The sequence below is a fragment of the Serratia sp. B501 genome (assembly GCF_051172315.1).
GTDB classification, from domain to species: Bacteria; Pseudomonadota; Gammaproteobacteria; order Enterobacterales; family Enterobacteriaceae; genus Serratia; species Serratia ureilytica.
Genome location: NZ_JBPIZB010000004.1, coordinates 179,922 through 198,574 on the forward strand (window position 1 = coordinate 179,922; position 18,653 = coordinate 198,574).

The following is an 18,653-nucleotide window of genomic DNA, read 5'->3' on the forward strand; positions in this document are numbered from 1 at the left end:
CAGCGGCCTCAGGCCATCTGCGGTTGTTCGATCAGGTAATGGCTCGGCGTGCCACGGATCTCCACCAGCTCGCCGTCCAGGCTCTGCGCGTCTTTACGCTTCATCAGCACGAACTGGCCGTTCACGTTGGCCGCCACGCCATGCCACGGCGTCAGCCAGTCGTCTTTGGTCGGCATCATGTGGATGCCTATCTTCAGGCTGTCGGCCGGCTGCGGGTGAATCGACAGGCGGATCGCCGCCGGGAAATGCTGGGCCAGCAGGTTGCCCCAGGCCCAGCTGCGCTGGATAACGCCGCAGGCGCGCCGTTTGGCGTCTTTTTGCAGCGCGGCGTTGGAACCGCTGTAGCCCGGCAGGAGGCTGTCTTCATACAAGAAGCGCGTGATGGCGCGATACAGCATTAATCCCTGCTCGTCCTGCATCAGCTGGCGCTTGATCGCCTCTTCCGATTCGGCATAGCCGTCCACCAACAGCCGGCGCAGCAGATCGTAGTCATCGGTATGCTCCGCCAGGCCTTTGACATCGCCAAGGTTAAACACGCTCAGGTGGGTTGCGCCCACTTCATGCAGCAGGCTTTCAATCTCGCGTTGATAATGGTTGATCGCTTCGTCGCTGACGCGGATCAGATCGCCGAACACGTGGCCGTCGGAACAGATAACGATATGCGCGCCCGGCGGGTAATAGAGTTGAATGCGCTGGCACAGCGAGTTGAGGAAGATCAGCGACAGCCGCTCCGCCATGTCCGGCACCGCGCCTATCACCTTATTGGCGTTGGGTGACTTGGTCGGAAACGCCGGCAGCACGAATTCGATGCGCTGGTCGTTTTCAATGAATGCCCGAATGCGCGGCAATTGCACCTGAGTGACCTGCCGCTCCTCTTCAGCCAGAGAAGAATCGTCGGCGATGAGGCGACGTCGATATTGCAATAATTCACGTAGGATTTTTAATGCTATTTCTTCTTTTTTCTGTGCGCTATCCACAATGAGCTCCTGTTGCGATGTGGCGCGGGGGTATTATTGGCAAGCGCAATAAGATTTATCAAAAAGAGATAAAGCGCATGCAAAATAATAATCAGCCCGGCGTTTATATGCTTCAGGCAATATAGGAAATATGGTGCTATATTATTAGCCCGTATAATTCACAATCTAGGTTAAGTTGTGCTTAACAAACTATGAGCAATATTTTAAAACGCATGGCCATTTTCTCAAAAGTGGTCGATTGTGGCGCATTCAGCATGGCGGCAAAAGAATTGGGCATGACGACCTCGGCCGTCAGCCAGCATATTCGCCAGCTGGAGGAACATCTGGGTATTCAATTACTGTTGCGATCGACGCGCTCATTGAGCCTGACCGAAGCCGGATTGTGCTTTTATGAAGATTGTCTGCTGATGATCCACGCCGCCGAGCGCGGGCAACAGCGGATCGCCGCGCTGCGCGGCGAGCTGGTCGGTGAACTGCGCGTCGCCACCTCGACCGAATTCGCCACACATTATCTGGTGCCGGCGCTGCAGAGCTTCCTCGACGAACACCCGCGCATCACGCTGCGGTTGGAAATCCACGATGAGAGAATAGACCTCATCGCGCAACGCATCGATCTGGCGATACGCGGCGGCGCGCTGGCTGACTCCAGCTACGTCTCCACGCGGCTGGCGCGCTGCCGCGAAGTGCTGTGCGCCTCCCCGGCCTACCTGGCGAACTACGGGGTGCCGGATTCGCCGCAGGCGCTGACGCAACATCACTGGGTCACCTTTACGCCGCTCGGCAATCCGCAGTTTGTTCGCCTGATCCATCGCGACGGCGGCGAGCACCGCATGCGCATGACCGGGCGACTGTTCACCAACAGCGGCATGGCGATGAAGGAGCTGGCGCTGACCGGCAAAGGCATCATTCGCAATTTCTTCGCCAACGTCGAGCGAGAGTTGCGCAGCGGCGAGCTGATTGAAATATTGCCCGACTGGCGATTACCGGAAATTAATTGCTATGCCATTATGCCGCGACGGGAGATCCAGCCATTAAAAGTCCGGCGATTGCTGGAGCATATGAAGCTCTATTTAAAGGAGAAAGGATTAAACGACCTAGAACAGATTCGACAAGAATAAAATAAGAAACGTCTGCAAGACCACTATTGTAATTATTGTAATCACGTTGACGACACCAGGCCCTATTTAGATTGCAGCCTAATGATATTCTATTTAATGACTTCATTCAGCCTATATAATTAATAGCGCCACCGCTATTTCAAATACTCAGAATAAATTTGGCTTTAGTTAGCAGAAAATTTGAATATGCTCAGCATTTTATTTTTAATGCCGCTGGCATTCCCAAAAAAAACGGGAAGCCTAAGCTCCCCGTTGTCATTCACTCACGCACCTCAGTCAATCTGCCGGACGTCCACGCGCAGCTCTTTCGGCACTTCGAACACGATGTTCTCTTCACGCCCGCTGATTTCATGCACGTCGACGCCGCCCAGCGCTTTCAGGCGAGAGATCACCTCCTGCACCAGCACGTCCGGCGCCGAAGCGCCTGCGGTGACGCCGATGTTGCGCGCTTCGCTCAGCCAGCTTTCCTGAATATCCGCCGCCGAATCGATCAGATAAGCCGGTTTGCCCACGCGCTGCGCCAGTTCGGCCAGACGGTTAGAGTTGGAAGAGTTCTTCGACCCCACCACCAGTACCACATCCGCATCGCCGGCCAGGTTACGCACCGCTTCCTGACGGTTGGTGGTGGCGTAGCAAATGTCATCCTTGCGCGGACCGATAATGCTCGGGAAACGCTGACGCAGCGCGTCGATCACGTCCGAGGTATCATCAACCGACAGCGTGGTCTGCGTCATGAAGCACAGGTTGTTTTCGTCTTTCACCTGCAGCTTCCACACGTCTTCCGGCGATTCGACCAGGTACATGCCGCCCTGCGGGTTGCTGTACTGGCCCATGGTGCCTTCCACCTCCGGGTGCCCGGCATGGCCGATCAGAATCGCTTCGGTGCCGCGGCGGCTGGCGCGCGCCACTTCCATATGCACCTTGGTCACCAGCGGACAGGTGGCGTCGAACAGCATGGTCAGATCGCGCGCCTTGGCTTCGGCGCGCACGGCTTGAGACACGCCGTGCGCCGAGAAGATCAGGATAGAGCCGTCCGGCACTTCGGCGATCTCTTCGATAAACACGGCGCCACGCTCACGCAGGCTGTCGACCACGTAGCGGTTGTGCACCACTTCATGCCGTACGTAGATCGGCGCGCCATACAGCTCCAGCGCGCGTTCCACGATGCTGATCGCACGATCAACCCCGGCGCAGAAGCCGCGCGGGTTAGCCAGCAATATTTGCATGCGTCTCCTCCTGCTGCGGATCGATCTCCAGCACTTCGATGTCGAAGGTCACCGGATGGCCCGCCAGCGGATGGTTGAAATCGACGGTGATCGAATCTTCCGCCACCGCGCGCACCACGCCCGGCATTTCGCTGCCGTCAATCGCGGTAAACAGCATGATGGTGCCCACGTCCGGCACGCCGGTTTCCGCGAAGTCGCGGCGCGAGAAGAACTGGACCAGATCCGGGTTCTCCGCGCCGAACGCCGCTTCCGGCTGCAGGGTAAAGGCGCGCTTGTCGCCCGCGCGCAGGCCGAGCAGCTGCTCTTCCAGCGGCGCCGACAGGCTGCCGTCACCCAGGCGGAACAGCGCCGGTTTGCCGCTGCTGCGGGTGGATTCGGCGGTCGAACCGTCTTCCAGTTTCAGCGTAAAGTGAACCAGCACCGCGCTGTCACTGATAACCTGAGCCGTCATATTACTCACCTTTGCTCTTTGCGCCTTTGTTCGCCGGCGACAGGAAACCTTCCAGCACGATCATCGCCGCGCCCACGCAGATAAAGCTGTCCGCCAGATTGAAGGTCGGGTAGTGCCAGTCACCGACGTAAAAGTCGATGAAATCGACCACGAAACCGTGCCACAGGCGATCGAACAGGTTGCCCAACGCCCCGCCGATGATAAAGGCGTAGGCGATGTTGTTCAGCTTCTGCTGCGCCGCGCTGCGGTACATCATCACCAGCAGCACCGCGACGATGGCGATGGCGATGCCGGCGAAGAACCAGCGTTGCCAACCACCGTGATCGGCCAGGAAGCTGAACGCGGCGCCGTAGTTGCGCGCGTAAAACAGGTTGAACGACGGGATCAACGGCTGGGACTGGCCCAGCGTAAAGTTAGCGAGGATCCACTGTTTGCTGCCGAAATCCAGCGCCAGCACCGCCACTACAACCCACAGCCAACGCAGGCCGGTCGAACAAATTGGTTTACTCATCAGGCGCAAGTTCTCAGGCAAAGTTACGCTTCTCGCCGTCACCGGCGACGTTGCTCACACAGCGGCCGCAGATGTCTGCATGCTCCGCTACCAGGCCGATATCGGTGGTGTAATGCCAGCAGCGCGGGCACTTCTCACCTGGCGCCGTGCTGAAGGCGATCTTCAGCCCTTTCAGCAGCTCGGAGGCCTGCGCGTCGGCCGGCGCCTCCGCCAATGGCGCAACGCTTGCCGCAGAGGTCAGCAGCACAAAGCGCAGCTCATCCTGCAGGCTGTTCAGACGCGCCGCCAACTCGCTGTCGGCATACAGCGTCACCGCCGCTTCCAGCGAACCGCCGAGGCGTTTGTCCGCACGCGCCTGCTCCAGCACCTTGTTCACTTCGCCGCGCACTTTCAGCAGCTCAGCCCAGAAAGCGTCGTTCATCGGCTCGCCTTCCGCCAGCCCGAACAGGCCGTCGTACCACTCTTCGGTGAACACGTACTGCGCGCGTTTGCCCGGCATGAAGCCCCAGATCTCGTCTGCGGTGAACGACATGATCGGCGCCATCCAGCGCACCAGCGCTTCGACGATGTGATACAGCGCGGTCTGGCAGCTGCGGCGGGCGACGCTGTCGCTCTTGGCGGTGTACTGACGATCCTTGATGATATCCAGGTAGAAGGAGCCCATCTCGACCGAACAGAACTGCATCAGGCGCTGCACCACTTCGTGGAAATCGTAGTTGGCGTAAGCCTGCTCGATATCCTGCTGCGCCGCCAGCGCGCGGCCGACCGCCCAGCGATCCAGCACCACCATGTCTTCCGGCGCCACGCAATCGGTGCTTGGCTCGAACCCGTTCAGGTTGGCCAGCAGGAAGCGCGCGGTGTTGCGGATGCGGCGGTAAGAGTCGGCGGAACGCTTGAGGATCTCGTCGGACACCGCGATCTCGCCGGTGTAATCGGTCGATGCCACCCACAGACGCAGAATGTCGCCGCCCAGCTTGTTCATCACGTCCTGCGGGCTGACGGTGTTGCCGATCGACTTGGACATCTTGCGGCCCTGGCCGTCGACGGTGAAGCCGTGGGTCAGCACTTCCTTGTATGGCGCCTTGCCCTTCATCGCGGTGGAAATCATCAGCGATGACATGAACCAGCCGCGGTGTTGGTCGGAGCCTTCCAGATACATGTCGGCGCCGTGGCCGTTGAATTCAGGACGCACGTCGACAACGGAGGCGTGGGTAGAACCGGAATCGAACCACACGTCCAGCGTATCCGGCACTTTCACGTAGTCGGCGGCTTCCGCGCCGAGGATGTCGGCCGCGTCCAGATCCCACCAGGCCTGAATGCCGTCTTGCTCGACGCGCTTGGCCACTTCTTCCATCAGCTCAACGGTGCGCGGGTGCAGCTGCTCGGTCTCTTTGTGCACGAACAGCGACATCGGCACGCCCCAGGTGCGCTGACGCGAGATGCACCAGTCCGGGCGGTTGGCCACCATCATTTCGATGCGCGCTTGGCCCCAATCCGGGATCCACTGCACGCCCTTGATCTCTTCCAGCGACTGCTGACGCAGGCCTTTCTGATCCATGCTGATGAACCATTGCGGCGTGGCGCGGAAGATGATTGGCGTCTTGTGGCGCCAGCAGCACGGATAGCTGTGCAGGAACTTCTCGACGTGCAGCAGCGCGCCTTTCTCGCGCAGCAGATCGACGATCAGATCGTTGGCCTTGAAGACGAACTTGCCGTCCAGCAGCGGGTAGGTGCCGGTCAGGTAGCAGCCGTTCGGCCCTACCGGGTTGGCCACTTCCAGGCCGTATTTCTGGCCGATCACGAAGTCGTCCGGGCCGTGACCCGGCGCTGTGTGCACCGCACCGGTACCGGCGTCCAAGGTCACATGCTCGCCGAGGATTGCCGGCACGTCGAAGTCCATGAACGGGTGTTTGAAGCGCAGCAGCTCCAGATCGGCGCCTTTGCAGCTGCCCAGCACCGTCCACTCGGTGATGCCGGCGCGTTTCATCACGCTTTCCACCAGTTCGGCCGCCAGGATCAGGCACTGGCCGTCAACCTGCACCAGTTGATAGGTGAAGTCCGGGTGCAGCGAGATCGCGCGGTTGGCCGGCAAGGTCCACGGCGTGGTGGTCCAGATAACCAGCGAGATGGCGCCGTTGAAGTGGCTCACGCCGAACTTGGCCGCCACGGCAGCCGCGTCGGCCGCATGGAAGGACACGTCGATAGACGGCGAAGTCTTGTCGTAATACTCCACTTCCGCTTCCGCCAGCGACGAGCCGCAGTCGGTGCACCAGTGAACCGGCTTGGCGCCTTTCAGCAGGTGGCCGTTGCTGATGATCTTGCCCAGCGCGCGGATGATGTTGGCTTCGGTTTTGAAGTCCATGGTCAGGTATGGACGATCCCAGTCGCCCAGCACGCCCAGGCGGATGAAGTCCTTCTTCTGGCCTTCAACCTGCTCGGCCGCGTATTCGCGGCACTTCTGGCGGAATTCGGCCGCCGTCAGCTTCTCGCCCGGTTTGCCGTACAGCTGCTCAACCTTCAGTTCGATAGGCAGGCCGTGGCAATCCCAACCCGGCACATAAGGCGAGTCGAAGCCGGCCATCCCTTTCGACTTGATGATAATGTCTTTGAGAATCTTGTTAACCGAGTGACCGATGTGAATGCTGCCGTTCGCATACGGAGGGCCGTCATGCAAAATGAAGGTTTTTTTGCCCTTTTTGGCAGTACGAATAATCCCGTACAGATCCTGTTCATACCAACGTTGCAGCATGCCAGGTTCGCGCTTGGCGAGATCGCCGCGCATCGGGAACCCTGTTTCCGGCAAGTTCAGGGTATTCTTGTAGTCACTCATTAGATTCTCGGTTCCGTTTTCGGCTATAGAGATTAAACCGGTGTCTGTAGCCCGAAGAACTTCCGGGCCGTCACCACATCATTGGCGATTTGCTGCTTCAGGGCATCGAGCGAAGCAAACCGTTGTTCGTTGCGCAATTTTGCGCGGAGCACCACCTCAATATGGCGCCCGTAAAGATCCATTGTGACATCCAGCAGATGCACTTCCAGCTGCTGGCGCACGCCGGCGACGGTCGGGCGCGTGCCGATGTTGGCCACGCCCGGCAGCGGCTGCGGCCCCAGGCCGTACACCTCCACCGCATACACCCCTTTCACCGGCGCCACCAGGCGCTTGAGCGGCAGGTTGGCGGTCGGGAAGCCGATGGTGCGGCCCAGCTCATCGCCGTGCACCACGCGCCCGGAGATGCTGTACGGGTGGCCCAACAGGGTCTCCGCCAGCGGCAGATCGTCCTCGCTCAGCGCAGTGCGGATCGCCGTACTGCTGATGCGCCGCTCGCCTTCGCGGAAGGTCGGGGTGCTGACCACGTCGAAGCCGTACTCTTTTCCGGCCTGCTGCAATAGCGGAAAATCGCCCTGACGCCCGGCGCCAAAGCGAAAATCATCCCCCACCATCAGGAATTTGACGCCGAGCTTCTCCACCAGCAGCTCGGCGACGAACGCCTGCGCGGTGTTGGCGGCAAAACGCGGATCGAACTTGACGCACAGCAGGTAATCAACGCCCGCCTGCGCCAGATAGTTAGCCTTGTCGCGCAGGCGCGTCAAACGGGCCGGCGCCTTGTCTGCGGCGAACATCTCCAGCGGCTGCGGCTCAAAGATCATGACCATCACCGGCAGCCCGAGGCGTTGCCCTTGTTGCTTCAACTGCTCCAGCAGCGCCTGATGACCGCGGTGTACGCCGTCAAAGTTGCCGATGGTGAGCACGCAACCATGGTGGCGCGCCCGGATATTGTGAATGCCGCGAATTAGCTCCATAGCTGGCTCAAAACAGTGGAAATCGGCGGATTATACCTTGTACAGCCGGTAAGGTTAACCCGCGATTGGTGCCTTTATGTAATAGACATACCATACCGGAGATAATCTGCGCGTGAAACGGCTTCACCGCAGTTTATCCCGCGCCGCCGGGCCGATTCTCGACCGCGGCCAACGGCTTGCGCCCGCCGCGGCAAATCATTGGCGAATTTTCTCGCGAAACACTGTATTCCCAAGAGCGAAGCTGGTAAAATCCTGCGCCATCACAACGTAGCGAGTGCCGCCTGTACAAACGGCGCTTATTTGCACAAATCCATTGACAAACGAAGGCTAAAAGGGCATATTCCTCGGCCTTTGAATTGTCCTCAATAGAATATATTTGGGAGTTGGACCTTGGCTAATATCAAATCAGCTAAGAAACGCGCCGTACAGTCTGAGAAACGCCGCAAGCATAACGCAAGCCGTCGCTCAATGGTGCGTACCTTCATCAAGAAGGTAGACGCAGCTATCGCAGCTGGCGACAAAGAAGCAGCACAAAATGCATTCCTGGTAATGCAGCCACTGGTGGACCGTCAGGCAGCTAAAGGCCTGATCCACAAAAACAAAGCAGCGCGTCATAAGTCAAACCTGACTGCACGCATCAACGCAATGCAATAAGCATTTCGTTATCTGCTTGATAAAAAAACCGGCTCAGGCCGGTTTTTTTACGCCCTGCGTTCAGTAAACCGCTAGCAGGAAAACAGCGCCGAGAAGTCTTTGTTGCACACCCGTTGCACCGCCGGATGCTGGATCATGCGCTCGGCGAAGATAATGTAATACTCCTCCTGCACGCTGTCGATGCGCCCAATCTCCACCACGTTGTCATCGTTGTAGGTATCCTGCGCATACAGCGTCGGCGCCACGAAAATCGCGTTGTGGTACATGCCGAAGGCCTTCATCAGCGCCGCATCGTCGAACTCGCCCAGGATCTCCACCTGAATGCCCTGCGTATTGAACCAGTTAAGCAGCTTGCGCCCCAGCATCGAGCGGCGGCCGGGGATCAGCAACTTACGCTGCTCCAGGCAGGCCGGGAACGGCAACTCCGGCGCCGGCTGGCGGCAGAAGAAGCTGATGCCGCACTCGCCCAGCTTCAGCGAGAACAGCCCTTCCTGCTGGCTGGAGTCCACCGGGCAATCCGACAGGATCATATCCAGCTTGTGCTGGCTGAGCTGCTCCAGCAGCATCTCGTGTGTCGATTCAAAACAACGCAGGTGGATCTGCTCGTTGTCCACCACCACCGCCGTTTCCAATACCTGGCTGACCAGCCGCTTCGACAGCGCATCCGCCACGCCGACGTCGAACAACAGGTTGGACTCTTTGCGGTAGTTGACGATATCCAGCATTTCCTGGCTGAGCATGAACATCTTGTCGGCATAGCGGAACACCAGCTGCCCCAGCTCCGAAGGCACCAACCCGCGCCCCTGGCGCTTGAACAGCTTGCCGTCCAACCGCTCTTCCAGCGCTTTGATCTGGCCTGTGATGGTCTGCGGCGTCAGGAACAACGCTTCAGCGGCACCGACCACGGAACCGGCCTTGCAGACCTGCCAGAAATAGTAAAGGTGATTAAAGTTGATATGCGACATCCTCACGAGCGGCTCTCCTTAACAACGTTTCGCAGCGGCAAACGGTGTGCCGTGACGAGCGACAAACTTCCTTTCCCTGCTTCAGACAACGTATAGCCCCATTAGTCCCAACGAAGAACGGCCGAAGCTGCACATATTTTATACCGCACAGCTCCGACCAGCCATTTTATTGTGCGCCCCTGCCGGGCACTGACAGGATTAACGCACGCGCGGCAACGCCAGACGCAGTAATCCGTACCCCGCCACCGCCGCGGCGGTGGAGCCCAACAGGATCCCCAGACGGGAATAGGTGCTGAGCGCCGCATCGGCCTCGCCGAACGCCAGCGAGGCGATGAAAATCGACATGGTAAAACCAATACCACAGAGCACCGAAACGGCAAACACCTGTTTGAAGCCGATGCCTTCAGGCAAGCGGGCGATGCCCATTTTCACCGCCAGCAGGCTGAAGAGGAAAATCCCCAGCGGCTTGCCGATAAACAGACCGGCCGCAATCCCGACCGGCAGCAGCGACGTCAATCCCTCCAGCGATACGCCCTGCAGAGAGACCCCGGCGTTGGCGAAAGCGAACAGCGGCAGGATCATAAACGCGACCCACGGGTGCAGCTCATGCTCCAACGTCTCCGACGGCGATGGCCCCTTCTTCACGTTCAGCGGGATCATAAAGCCGACGATCACCCCGGCCAGCGTCGCGTGCACCCCGGACTTGAGGATCGCCACCCACAACACCAGGCCGACCATCATGTACAGCGAGGTTTTGCCCACGCCGCGCCAGTTCATCACCGCCAGCAGCACCGTCGCCGCGGCCGCCACGCCCAGCGCTATCATCGACACTTCGTGGGTGTAGAACAGCGCGATGATGATGATCACGCCCAAGTCGTCGATGATCGCCAGCGCCAACAGGAACACTTTCAGGCTGGTCGGCACGCGATTGCCCAGCAAGGCCATGACGCCCAGCGCAAAGGCGATATCGGTCGCGGCCGGGATCGCCCAGCCCTGGCGGGTAACTTCATCCGCGCCGTTGAACAACAGGTAAATCAGCGCCGGCGCCAGCATGCCGCCCAGCGCAGCGATCGCCGGAAACACCGCCTTGTCACGCCCGGACAGCGAGCCTTGCATCAGCTCGCGCTTGACCTCGAGCCCCACCACCAGGAAGAAGATGGCCATCAGCCCGTCGTTGATCCACAGCAGCAGCGGCTTGGCGATCTCCAGCGAAGCTACCTTCACCATCACCGGCAGGTTAAGGAATGCCTGGTAGATCCCCTGCGCCGGGCTGTTGGCCATGATCAGGGCGACGATCGCCGCCGCGATCAGGATGATGCCGCCCGCGGCTTCCTGACGTAAAAATTGACGAATGATGTTGGTCACAATACGTCTCTCCAAATCTGAGCAAGGCGTAGCGCCCTGCGAAGTACAGTCATGAAGTGAGTATAGAGGGCGTTTTAGTTCGAAAAAATAAGTTTATAAATGCTAAACAGCTCGAAAAAACCGACAGAAAGCACGAATAAGTCACATTTATATAGGGGATTAGAGGTTTGGCGCGCAAATAAAAACCCCGGGACAGAAGCCCGGGGTTCGCGCATAAGCTAACAGAAACAGAAGGTTAGCGAGTCAGATCGTCAAAGAACTTTTTCACCCCGTCGAAGAAGCTCTTCGAACGTGGGCTGTTCTTGTCGCCGGACGGGCCGCCCAGGCTCTCTTCCAGCTCACGCAACAGCTGCTTCTGCTTGTCGTTCAGATTGACCGGGGTTTCCACCACCACGCGGCACAGCAGGTCGCCCTGGCTGCCGCCGCGCACCGATTTCACGCCCTTGCCGCGCATGCGGAACAGCTTGCCGGTTTGGGTCTCCGAAGGCACCTTCAGTTTCACCCGGCCATCCAGCGTCGGCACTTCAATCTCGCCGCCCAGCGCCGCCATGGCAAAGTTGATCGGCACTTCGCAGTACAGGTTGTTGCCTTCACGCTCGAAGATCGGGTGCGCCTTCACCTGCACCTGAACGTACAGATCGCCCGCCGGTGCGCCGTGCTCGCCGGCTTCGCCTTCACCCGCCAGGCGGATGCGATCGCCGGTATCCACGCCGGCCGGAATTTTCACCGACAGCGTTTTGGATTTTTCTACCCGGCCGTGGCCATGGCATTTGTTGCACGGATCTTTGATGATCTGACCGCGGCCATGGCAGTGCGGACACGCCTGCTGCACGGTGAAGAAGCCCTGACGCATCTGCACCTGGCCCTGACCATGACAGGTTGGGCAGGTGACCGGCGAACTGCCCGGCTTGGCGCCGCTGCCGTGGCAGACGTCGCACTCTTCCAGCGTCGGGATGCGGATCTCTTTGGTGACGCCACGTACCGCTTCCTCGAGGGTCAGCTCCATGTTATAGCGCAGATCGGAACCGCGGCTGGCGCGCTGACGGCGGCCTCCGCCGAAGATGTCGCCAAACACGTCGCCAAAGATATCGCTGAAGTCGGCGCCGCCGCCAAAGCCGCCGCCGCCCATGCCGCCCTGTTCAAAGGCCGCGTGCCCGTACTGATCGTAAGCCGCGCGTTTCTGGTCGTCGGTCAGGACTTCGTAAGCTTCTTTAACTTCTTTAAACTTGGTTTCGGCGTCTTGTTCCTGGTTGCGGTCAGGATGGTATTTCATCGCCAGGCGTTTGTACGCCTTTTTGATCTCACGTTCATCCGCCGTCTTGCTGACGCCGAGAATCTCGTAATAGTCTTTCTTCGCCATTCTTTCGCTTACCCTTAACATGCGTGCACGGGCGCAGAGTTGCCTCGACGCCCGTGCTGGTTTCCGGGAGCGGCATCTCGGCCGCCCCGTGCCCGCTTAAGGGCGATTATTTTTTGTCTTTAACTTCTTCGAACTCGGCGTCAACCACGTCGTCTTCTTTCTGCGCCGCGTTGTCCGCGCCGGCGTCAGCACCCTGCTGAGCCTGCTGCGCCTGAGCCATTTCCAGCAGCTTGCCGGAAACCTGCACCAACGCCTGGGTCTTCGCTTCGATCTCGGCTTTGTCTTCGCCTTTCACTGCCGCTTCCAGATCTTTCAGCGCCGCTTCGATCGCCGTTTTGTCTTCCGCCGGCAGTTTGTCGCCCGCTTCTTCCAGCTGTTTGCGCGTGCCGTGGATCAGGTGATCCGCCTGGTTGCGAGTCTGTACCAGCTCTTCGAACTTGCGGTCAGCTTCAGCGTTCAACTCGGCGTCGCGCACCATTTTCTGGATTTCGTCCTCGTTCAGGCCAGAAGACGCCTTGATGGTGATCTTCTGCTCACGACCGGTGTTCTTGTCTTTGGCAGACACGTGCAGGATGCCGTCGGCATCGATGTCGAAGGTGACTTCGATCTGCGCCATGCCGCGCGGTGCCGCCTGGATACCGTCCAGGTTGAACTGGCCCAGAGATTTGTTATCGCTGGCGCGCTTACGCTCACCCTGCAGCACGTGGATGGTGACCGCAGACTGGTTGTCTTCCGCAGTAGAGAACACCTGGCTGTGCTTGGTCGGGATCGTGGTGTTTTTGGTGATCAGCGGCGTCATCACGCTGCCCATGGTTTCGATACCCAGCGACAGCGGGGTAACGTCCAGCAGCAGAACGTCTTTCACATCACCGGCCAACACGCCGCCCTGTACCGCAGCGCCCACGGCAACCGCTTCGTCTGGGTTCACGTCTTTACGCGGCTCTTTACCGAAGAAGTCTGCGACTTTCTTCTGCACCATTGGCATACGGGTCTGGCCGCCCACCAGGATCACGTCCTGGATGTCGGAAACCGACAGGCCTGCGTCTTTCAGCGCCACTTTCAGCGGCTCGATGGAGCGCGCCACCAAATCTTCAACCAGCGACTCGAGTTTGGCGCGAGTCACTTTGATGTTCATGTGTTTTGGACCGGTCGCATCTGCCGTGATGTACGGCAGGTTAACGTCGGTCTGCTGAGCGGAAGACAGTTCAATCTTCGCTTTCTCGGCGGCTTCTTTCAGACGCTGCATCGCCAGCGGATCGTTGCGCAGATCGATGCCCTGATCTTTCTTGAACTCTTCCACCAGGTAGTTGATCAGACGGCTGTCGAAGTCTTCGCCGCCCAGGTGGGTGTCACCGTTGGTCGCCAGCACTTCGAAGGTTTTTTCGCCGTCAACGTCGTCGATTTCGATGATGGAGATATCGAAAGTACCGCCGCCCAGGTCATAAACCGCGATGGTGCGGTTGCCGACTTCTTTGTCCAGGCCGTAGGCCAGAGCCGCTGCGGTCGGTTCGTTGATGATGCGCTTGACTTCCAGACCCGCGATGCGGCCGGCGTCTTTAGTCGCCTGACGCTGGGCGTCGTTGAAGTAAGCCGGTACGGTGATAACCGCTTCAGTTACCGGTTCGCCCAGGTAATCTTCCGCCGTTTTCTTCATTTTCTTCAGCACTTCCGCAGAGATCTGCGGCGGAGCCATTTTCTGGCCTTTCACTTCCAGCCAGGCGTCGCCGTTGTCGGCTTCGATGATTTTGTAAGGCATGATCGCTTTGTCGCGCTGCGCTTCTTCATCCTGGAAGCGGCGGCCGATCAGGCGCTTGATGGCGAACAGGGTGTTTTCAGGGTTGGTCACTGCCTGACGCTTAGCCGGCTGGCCAACCAGAGTTTCACCGTCCTGGGTATATGCGATAATAGAAGGAGTGGTGCGGTCGCCCTCGGCGTTTTCCAGCACGCGTGCCTTGGCACCATCCATAATTGCTACGCAAGAGTTGGTAGTACCCAGGTCGATACCAATAATTTTGCCCATCTAAACGTCTCCACTAAAAAATTCATAAGTCAGTCAGGTTGCTAACCTATATGCGGGCGATTTTTTGCTTTTCAACTGCCCGATATCTCAGTGCGACCCGCGGTTAGCAGCTGCGGTTGCAAATAAGATGGGGCCATCCAGCTCGGCATCAAGGGGCAAGGCAAAAAAAATTTCTTTTTTTATCGTCATTCAGATCATTGTTTCCGGCTGCGGGGATCATTATGATGCGCGCGCTCTGATGGAAAACTTCGATTTTTTGGCCATTCAGACCATTTATGATTTTACTTCGCTGTTTCCGTTAATTTTCTGTTATCGCAGAGGACTTATGCACACCAACAAGTTGGCGAATCCCGGCCCTCTCGGCCTGATGGGCTTCGGGATGACCACCGTCTTGCTGAACCTGCACAACGCGGGCTTTTTCCCACTGAACTCCGCCATCATCAGCATGGGGATTTTCTTCGGTGGCCTGGCCCAGATCCTGGCCGGCCTGCTGGAGTACAAGAAGGGCAACACCTTCGGCATGACCGCATTCACCGCCTACGGCAGCTTCTGGCTGAGCCTGGTCGGCCTGCTGCTGCTGCCGCGTTTGGGCCTGGCGGAAGCCACCGAGGCGCACGTGCTGGGCATCTATCTGGCGCTGTGGGGCGTCTTCACCCTGTTCATGTTCTTCGGCACCCTGGGCGCCAACCGCGTGCTGCAGTTCGTGTTCGCCAGCCTGACGCTGCTGTTCGCCCTGCTGGCCGTCGGCAACATCACCGGCAACCACGCGCTGCTGACCTTCGCCGGTTATGAGGGCATCATCTGCGGCGCCAGCGCCATCTACCTGGCGATGGCCGAAGTGCTCAACGAGCAATACGGCCGTACCGTGCTGCCGATTGGCGAACCGGCCTCGGCCCGCGTCGCGGCATCGCCGGTCACGGCGTAATCGCCCGCCCCTGACGAAAAAGCCCTGCAATGCAGGGCTTTTTTTTAGCTGTAAGAACCGGCTCGCCGCTCGCCGGCTTCGCTGTTCAGGTCGCGATGCAGGTAGACACCGAGCAGCAGCCCGATAAGCGACAGCGCCAGCACATAGTAAGCGGGCGCTAACGGGGTTAATTTCATGATCAGCGTCACAAAAATAGGGGTTAAACCGCCAAAAATAGCGTACGAGACGTTATATGAGAACGAGATGCCGGTAAACCGCACTTCCGCCGGAAAAGCCCGCACCATCACGTACGGCACGGCCCCCACCACGCCTACGCTGAAACCCACCAGCGCATAGCAGGCGAACAGCATTTCCGGGCGCACGCCCACCGTCTGATAGAACAGCCAGCTGCAGCCGGCCAACAGCAAACTGCCGACCACCAGCGTTTTGCTGGCGCCGAAGCGATCGGCCGACAAACCGGCGACGATGCAGCCGGCGATCAGCATGATGGTGGCGATGCTGTTAGCCTGCAGCGTCAGGGCCGGCGCAATGCCGAACTGTTTTTGCAGATAGGTCGGGGTCATCAGGATCACCACCACGATACCGGCGGAGAGCAGCCAGGTCAGCAGCATCGACACCGCCACTTCCCGTTTGTGGTTGAGCACCACCGATTTCAGCGGCAGCTCCTCGGCCAGCGCTTTGCGCGCCTGCATCTCGATGAAGATCGGCGTTTCCTGCAGCCAGCGGCGCAGGTACATCGCCACCAGGCCGAACATGCCGCCAAGCAGGAATGGAATGCGCCAGCCGCCGCCGGCAATGCTCTGCGGGCTAAGCGTGGTGTTGATCACCGTCGCCACCACCGATCCCAGCAGGATGCCCACCGTCAGCCCGGCGGTCAGCGTGCCGCAGGCGAAACCGATGCGCCGGCGCGGCACGTGTTCGGCGACGAAGACCCAGGCGCCCGGCACCTCACCGCCGATCGCCGCCCCCTGCAGCACGCGCATCAGCAGCAGCAACAGCGGCGCGGCGATGCCGATGCTGGCGTAGGTCGGCAGCAGGCCCATCGCCAGCGTCGGCAACGCCATCAGCAGAATGCTCAGGGTAAACATCTTTTTGCGGCCGACCAGATCGCCGAAGTGCGCCATCACGATGCCGCCCAGCGGGCGGGCCAGATAGCCGGCGGCGAAAATGCCGAAGGTTTGCACCAGCCGCAGCCATTCCGGCATGTCCGCCGGGAAGAACAGATCGCCGACCACGGCGGCGAAGAATACGAAGATGATGAAGTCGTAAAACTCCAACGCGCCGCCCAACGCGGCCAACGTCAGCGTTTTGTAGTCTTGCCGGTTCAGCCGGCGATTAGTGTCGTGAGGCATAGGGCACCGTCGGTAAAGGCTGTAAAAATAAAAGCCGCAGGCTTTCTGTAAAAGAATCCTTACTATAGCGGCAAATTATTTTCACACCAAACGGGCTGAAGCCGATCTCGCAGATTGCTGAAATTTAGAGGTTTATCTCGCGACGCGCGCTCTTTGGCCGAAATGCTGCTACCACTGCGGCATGCGTTTCGACATAAGGCCCGTCGAGCAACTGAATGCAATAAGGCACGCTGGCGAAGATGCCGTGCACCACCGCATTGCCCTGCTCGTCCTTCACCCCTTCCAGCGTTTCCTTGATCGACTTTGGCTGGCCGGGCAGATTGATGATCAGCGCCTGCTTGCGGATCGCCCCCACCTGGCGAGAAAGAATTGCCGTTGGCACATAGTGTAGGCTGATCTGACGCATTTGCTCGCCGAAACCGGGCATCACGCGATCGGCGATCGCCAGCGTGGCGTCGGGGGTGACGTCGCGACGCGCCGGCCCGGTGCCGCCGGTGGTCAGCACCAGATGGCAGCCCATTTCGTCCACCAGCTCACACAGCGTTTGCTCAATTTGCGTCTGCTCATCGGGGATCAGCCGGGTTTCCAGCTTGAACGGCGTCGCCAACGCGCCGGCCAGCCACTCCTCCAGCGCCGGAATGCCTTTATCCTGGTAAACGCCGCCGGAAGCGCGGTCAGAAACGGAAACCAAACCAATACGTAAAATATCCATGCGTAACCTCTACAGCCTGATGGGGTCCGAACGGGTTCGTCTCCCGTTCTGTTGTCATTGCCGAGAGTATAAGGGCTTCCCCCGCCGGCGGGAGCGTCGGGCATAAAAAAAGGTGGCCTGAGCCACCTTTTTACTACGCGATCTGCGGGAATTACAGCAGGTCGGCGATCATTTTTTCCAGTTTGCCCTGGTCTACGGCGAACTTGCGGATGCCGTCGGTCAGTTTCTCGACCGCCATCGGATCCTGGTTGTGCTGCCAGTAGAACTCAGGTTCGGTCAGTGCGGCAGGACGCGCCTTCACTTCACCGGTATAAGACAGTTTGCGCTCCAGCGCGCCTTCGCTCTCCGCCAGCTCTTTCAGCAGCGCAGGCGCGATGGTCAGGCGGTCGCAGCCGGCCAGCTCGATGATTTCGCCGACGTTGCGGAAGCTGGCGCCCATCACCACGGTGTTGTAACCGTGTTGTTTGTAGTACTGGTAAATTTCGGTCACGGAGATCACGCCCGGATCTTCGTGCGGCGCGAACTCTTTCTTGTCGCCGTTGGCTTTGTACCAATCGAGGATACGGCCGACGAACGGCGAGATCAGGTAAACGCCGGCTTCGGCGCAGGCGCGAGCCTGAGCGAAGGAGAACAGCAGCGTCAGGTTACAGTTGATGCCTTCTTTCTCCAGCTGCTCCGCCGCGCGGATGCCCTGCCAGGTCGAGGCCAGTTTGATCAGAATGCGATCGTTGCTGATGCCGGCTTCGTTGTACAGCTTGATCAGGCGTTTGGCCTTGGCCACGCTGGCGACGGTGTCGTAAGACAGACGCGCGTCAACCTCGGTGGAGATGCGGCCCGGAACCAGTTTGAGGATCTCCAGACCGATGTTGACCGCCAGCTTGTCGGCGGCGTCGGCGATCTGCTGCTCGCGATCGCTGCTCTGGCCGCGCGCCCAGGCGATGGCTTCGTCAATCAGTTTGCGGTATTCAGGAATTTGGGCTGCATTGAGGATCAGCGAAGGGTTGGTTGTGGCGTCCTGCGGTTGATACAGCTTCATTGCCGCGATATCACCCGTATCTGCAACCACTGTAGTCAGCTGGCGCAGGGAAGTTAATTTGTCGGTCATGTTGGCATTATCTCATCGTTTGTGCATGAACTTTTGGCATTGTTCAACCATGCCCTGCCCTGATAATAACATGCGCCAAGCCCGGCGCAAGGCTGGAAAACCGCGGCGCGC

16 protein-coding genes are annotated in these 18,653 nt (G+C 59.2%); 3 read left to right on the forward strand and 13 right to left on the reverse strand.

The genetic code is table 11. The features are described 5' to 3' along the window. Window positions 1-8: 8 nt before the first annotated feature. Window positions 9-977, reverse strand: coding sequence for an L-tyrosine isonitrile synthase (gene pvcA, locus ACSBQV_RS14395; RefSeq protein ID WP_099785597.1), 969 nt, complete (start codon window positions 975-977; stop codon window positions 9-11). Window positions 978-1,189: 212 nt separating this feature from the next. Here pvcA and ACSBQV_RS14400 point away from each other — a divergent pair, with 212 nt between their 5' ends. Beyond that, entirely contained in the window at window positions 1,190-2,095 is a 906-nt protein-coding gene (locus ACSBQV_RS14400; protein ID WP_223525040.1) for a LysR family transcriptional regulator, read from the forward strand. A 272-nt stretch (window positions 2,096-2,367) separates the two neighbouring features. Here ACSBQV_RS14400 and ispH read toward each other — a convergent pair whose 3' ends face one another. Genes ispH through ribF form a run of 5 tightly spaced genes read right to left on the reverse strand, consistent with a single transcriptional unit; the run spans window position 2,368 to window position 8,084 of the window. After that, window positions 2,368-3,321 (reverse strand): 4-hydroxy-3-methylbut-2-enyl diphosphate reductase, encoded by a 954-nt coding sequence (gene ispH, locus ACSBQV_RS14405; RefSeq protein ID WP_033641819.1) that lies wholly within the window; start codon window positions 3,319-3,321, stop codon window positions 2,368-2,370. After that, entirely contained in the window at window positions 3,302-3,772 is a 471-nt protein-coding gene (gene fkpB / locus ACSBQV_RS14410) for an FKBP-type peptidyl-prolyl cis-trans isomerase (protein WP_016929135.1), read from the reverse strand. The genes ispH and fkpB overlap by 20 nt, the downstream gene beginning before the upstream one ends. 1 nt (window position 3,773) lies before the next feature. Continuing rightward, complete coding sequence (gene lspA / locus ACSBQV_RS14415) at window positions 3,774-4,283, reverse strand: signal peptidase II (RefSeq protein ID WP_025301524.1); 510 nt, start codon at window positions 4,281-4,283, stop codon at window positions 3,774-3,776. A gap of 13 nt (window positions 4,284-4,296) precedes the next feature. Further along, window positions 4,297-7,113 (reverse strand): isoleucine--tRNA ligase, encoded by a 2,817-nt coding sequence (ileS, locus tag ACSBQV_RS14420; protein WP_033641818.1) that lies wholly within the window; start codon window positions 7,111-7,113, stop codon window positions 4,297-4,299. A 32-nt stretch (window positions 7,114-7,145) separates the two neighbouring features. Next, on the reverse strand, window positions 7,146-8,084 hold the full coding sequence (gene ribF / locus ACSBQV_RS14425) for a bifunctional riboflavin kinase/FAD synthetase (protein ID WP_025301522.1): 939 nt from the start codon (window positions 8,082-8,084) through the stop codon (window positions 7,146-7,148). A gap of 390 nt (window positions 8,085-8,474) precedes the next feature. On the opposite strand from ribF, the gene rpsT reads away from it, so the two are divergent. Continuing rightward, window positions 8,475-8,738 carry a 30S ribosomal protein S20 gene (rpsT, locus tag ACSBQV_RS14430; RefSeq protein WP_004932960.1) on the forward strand — a complete coding sequence of 88 codons (264 nt, stop codon included), beginning with the start codon at window positions 8,475-8,477 and terminating at the stop codon, window positions 8,736-8,738. A gap of 71 nt (window positions 8,739-8,809) precedes the next feature. Here the strand turns inward: rpsT and nhaR are convergent, their stop codons facing one another. The 4 genes from nhaR to dnaK form a co-directional block, all read right to left on the reverse strand. Beyond that, a complete protein-coding gene (nhaR, locus tag ACSBQV_RS14435) occupies window positions 8,810-9,709 on the reverse strand; it encodes a transcriptional activator NhaR (protein ID WP_004932962.1) in 900 nt (299 codons plus the stop codon). Between the two features lie 192 nt (window positions 9,710-9,901). Then, the gene (nhaA, locus tag ACSBQV_RS14440) at window positions 9,902-11,068 is read right to left on the reverse strand and encodes a Na+/H+ antiporter NhaA (protein ID WP_033651695.1); all 1,167 of its coding nucleotides are present in this window, start codon (window positions 11,066-11,068) and stop codon (window positions 9,902-9,904) included. 235 nt (window positions 11,069-11,303) lie between these two features. Next, complete coding sequence (gene dnaJ / locus ACSBQV_RS14445; protein ID WP_004932969.1) at window positions 11,304-12,428, reverse strand: molecular chaperone DnaJ; 1,125 nt, start codon at window positions 12,426-12,428, stop codon at window positions 11,304-11,306. 106 nt (window positions 12,429-12,534) lie between these two features. Next, window positions 12,535-14,448: a molecular chaperone DnaK gene (gene dnaK / locus ACSBQV_RS14450; protein ID WP_033641815.1), complete on the reverse strand. Its 1,914-nt coding sequence runs from the start codon at window positions 14,446-14,448 to the stop codon at window positions 12,535-12,537. Window positions 14,449-14,773: 325 nt separating this feature from the next. Between dnaK and satP the strand changes: the two genes are divergently transcribed. Further along, window positions 14,774-15,373 carry an acetate uptake transporter gene (gene satP, locus ACSBQV_RS14455; protein WP_033644189.1) on the forward strand — a complete coding sequence of 200 codons (600 nt, stop codon included), beginning with the start codon at window positions 14,774-14,776 and terminating at the stop codon, window positions 15,371-15,373. 44 nt (window positions 15,374-15,417) lie between these two features. Here the strand turns inward: satP and ACSBQV_RS14460 are convergent, their stop codons facing one another. The 3 genes from ACSBQV_RS14460 to tal form a co-directional block, all read right to left on the reverse strand. Continuing rightward, a complete protein-coding gene (locus ACSBQV_RS14460; RefSeq protein WP_033641814.1) occupies window positions 15,418-16,725 on the reverse strand; it encodes an MFS transporter in 1,308 nt (435 codons plus the stop codon). 124 nt (window positions 16,726-16,849) lie between these two features. Continuing rightward, window positions 16,850-17,437, reverse strand: coding sequence for a molybdopterin adenylyltransferase (gene mog, locus ACSBQV_RS14465; protein WP_015376607.1), 588 nt, complete (start codon window positions 17,435-17,437; stop codon window positions 16,850-16,852). Window positions 17,438-17,588: 151 nt separating this feature from the next. Beyond that, the gene (gene tal, locus ACSBQV_RS14470; RefSeq protein ID WP_004932982.1) at window positions 17,589-18,542 is read right to left on the reverse strand and encodes a transaldolase; all 954 of its coding nucleotides are present in this window, start codon (window positions 18,540-18,542) and stop codon (window positions 17,589-17,591) included. Window positions 18,543-18,653: the final 111 nt, after the last annotated feature.

Bases quoted from the DNA above. Each gene is read 5' to 3' on its own strand.
- ispH (WP_033641819.1), bottom strand. From the start codon at position 3,321: ATGCAAATATTGCTGGCTAACCCGCGCGGCTTCTGCGCCGGGGTTGAT.
- satP (WP_033644189.1), top strand. From the start codon at position 14,774: ATGCACACCAACAAGTTGGCGAATCCCGGCCCTCTCGGCCTGATGGGC.
- dnaJ (WP_004932969.1), bottom strand. From the start codon at position 12,428: ATGGCGAAGAAAGACTATTACGAGATTCTCGGCGTCAGCAAGACGGCG.
- tal (WP_004932982.1), bottom strand. From the start codon at position 18,542: ATGACCGACAAATTAACTTCCCTGCGCCAGCTGACTACAGTGGTTGCA.
- ACSBQV_RS14400 (WP_223525040.1), top strand. From the start codon at position 1,190: ATGGCCATTTTCTCAAAAGTGGTCGATTGTGGCGCATTCAGCATGGCG.
- mog (WP_015376607.1), bottom strand. From the start codon at position 17,437: ATGGATATTTTACGTATTGGTTTGGTTTCCGTTTCTGACCGCGCTTCC.
- dnaK (WP_033641815.1), bottom strand. From the start codon at position 14,448: ATGGGCAAAATTATTGGTATCGACCTGGGTACTACCAACTCTTGCGTA.
- ileS (WP_033641818.1), bottom strand. From the start codon at position 7,113: ATGAGTGACTACAAGAATACCCTGAACTTGCCGGAAACAGGGTTCCCG.
- lspA (WP_025301524.1), bottom strand. From the start codon at position 4,283: ATGAGTAAACCAATTTGTTCGACCGGCCTGCGTTGGCTGTGGGTTGTA.
- ACSBQV_RS14460 (WP_033641814.1), bottom strand. From the start codon at position 16,725: ATGCCTCACGACACTAATCGCCGGCTGAACCGGCAAGACTACAAAACG.
- fkpB (WP_016929135.1), bottom strand. From the start codon at position 3,772: ATGACGGCTCAGGTTATCAGTGACAGCGCGGTGCTGGTTCACTTTACG.
- ribF (WP_025301522.1), bottom strand. From the start codon at position 8,084: ATGGAGCTAATTCGCGGCATTCACAATATCCGGGCGCGCCACCATGGT.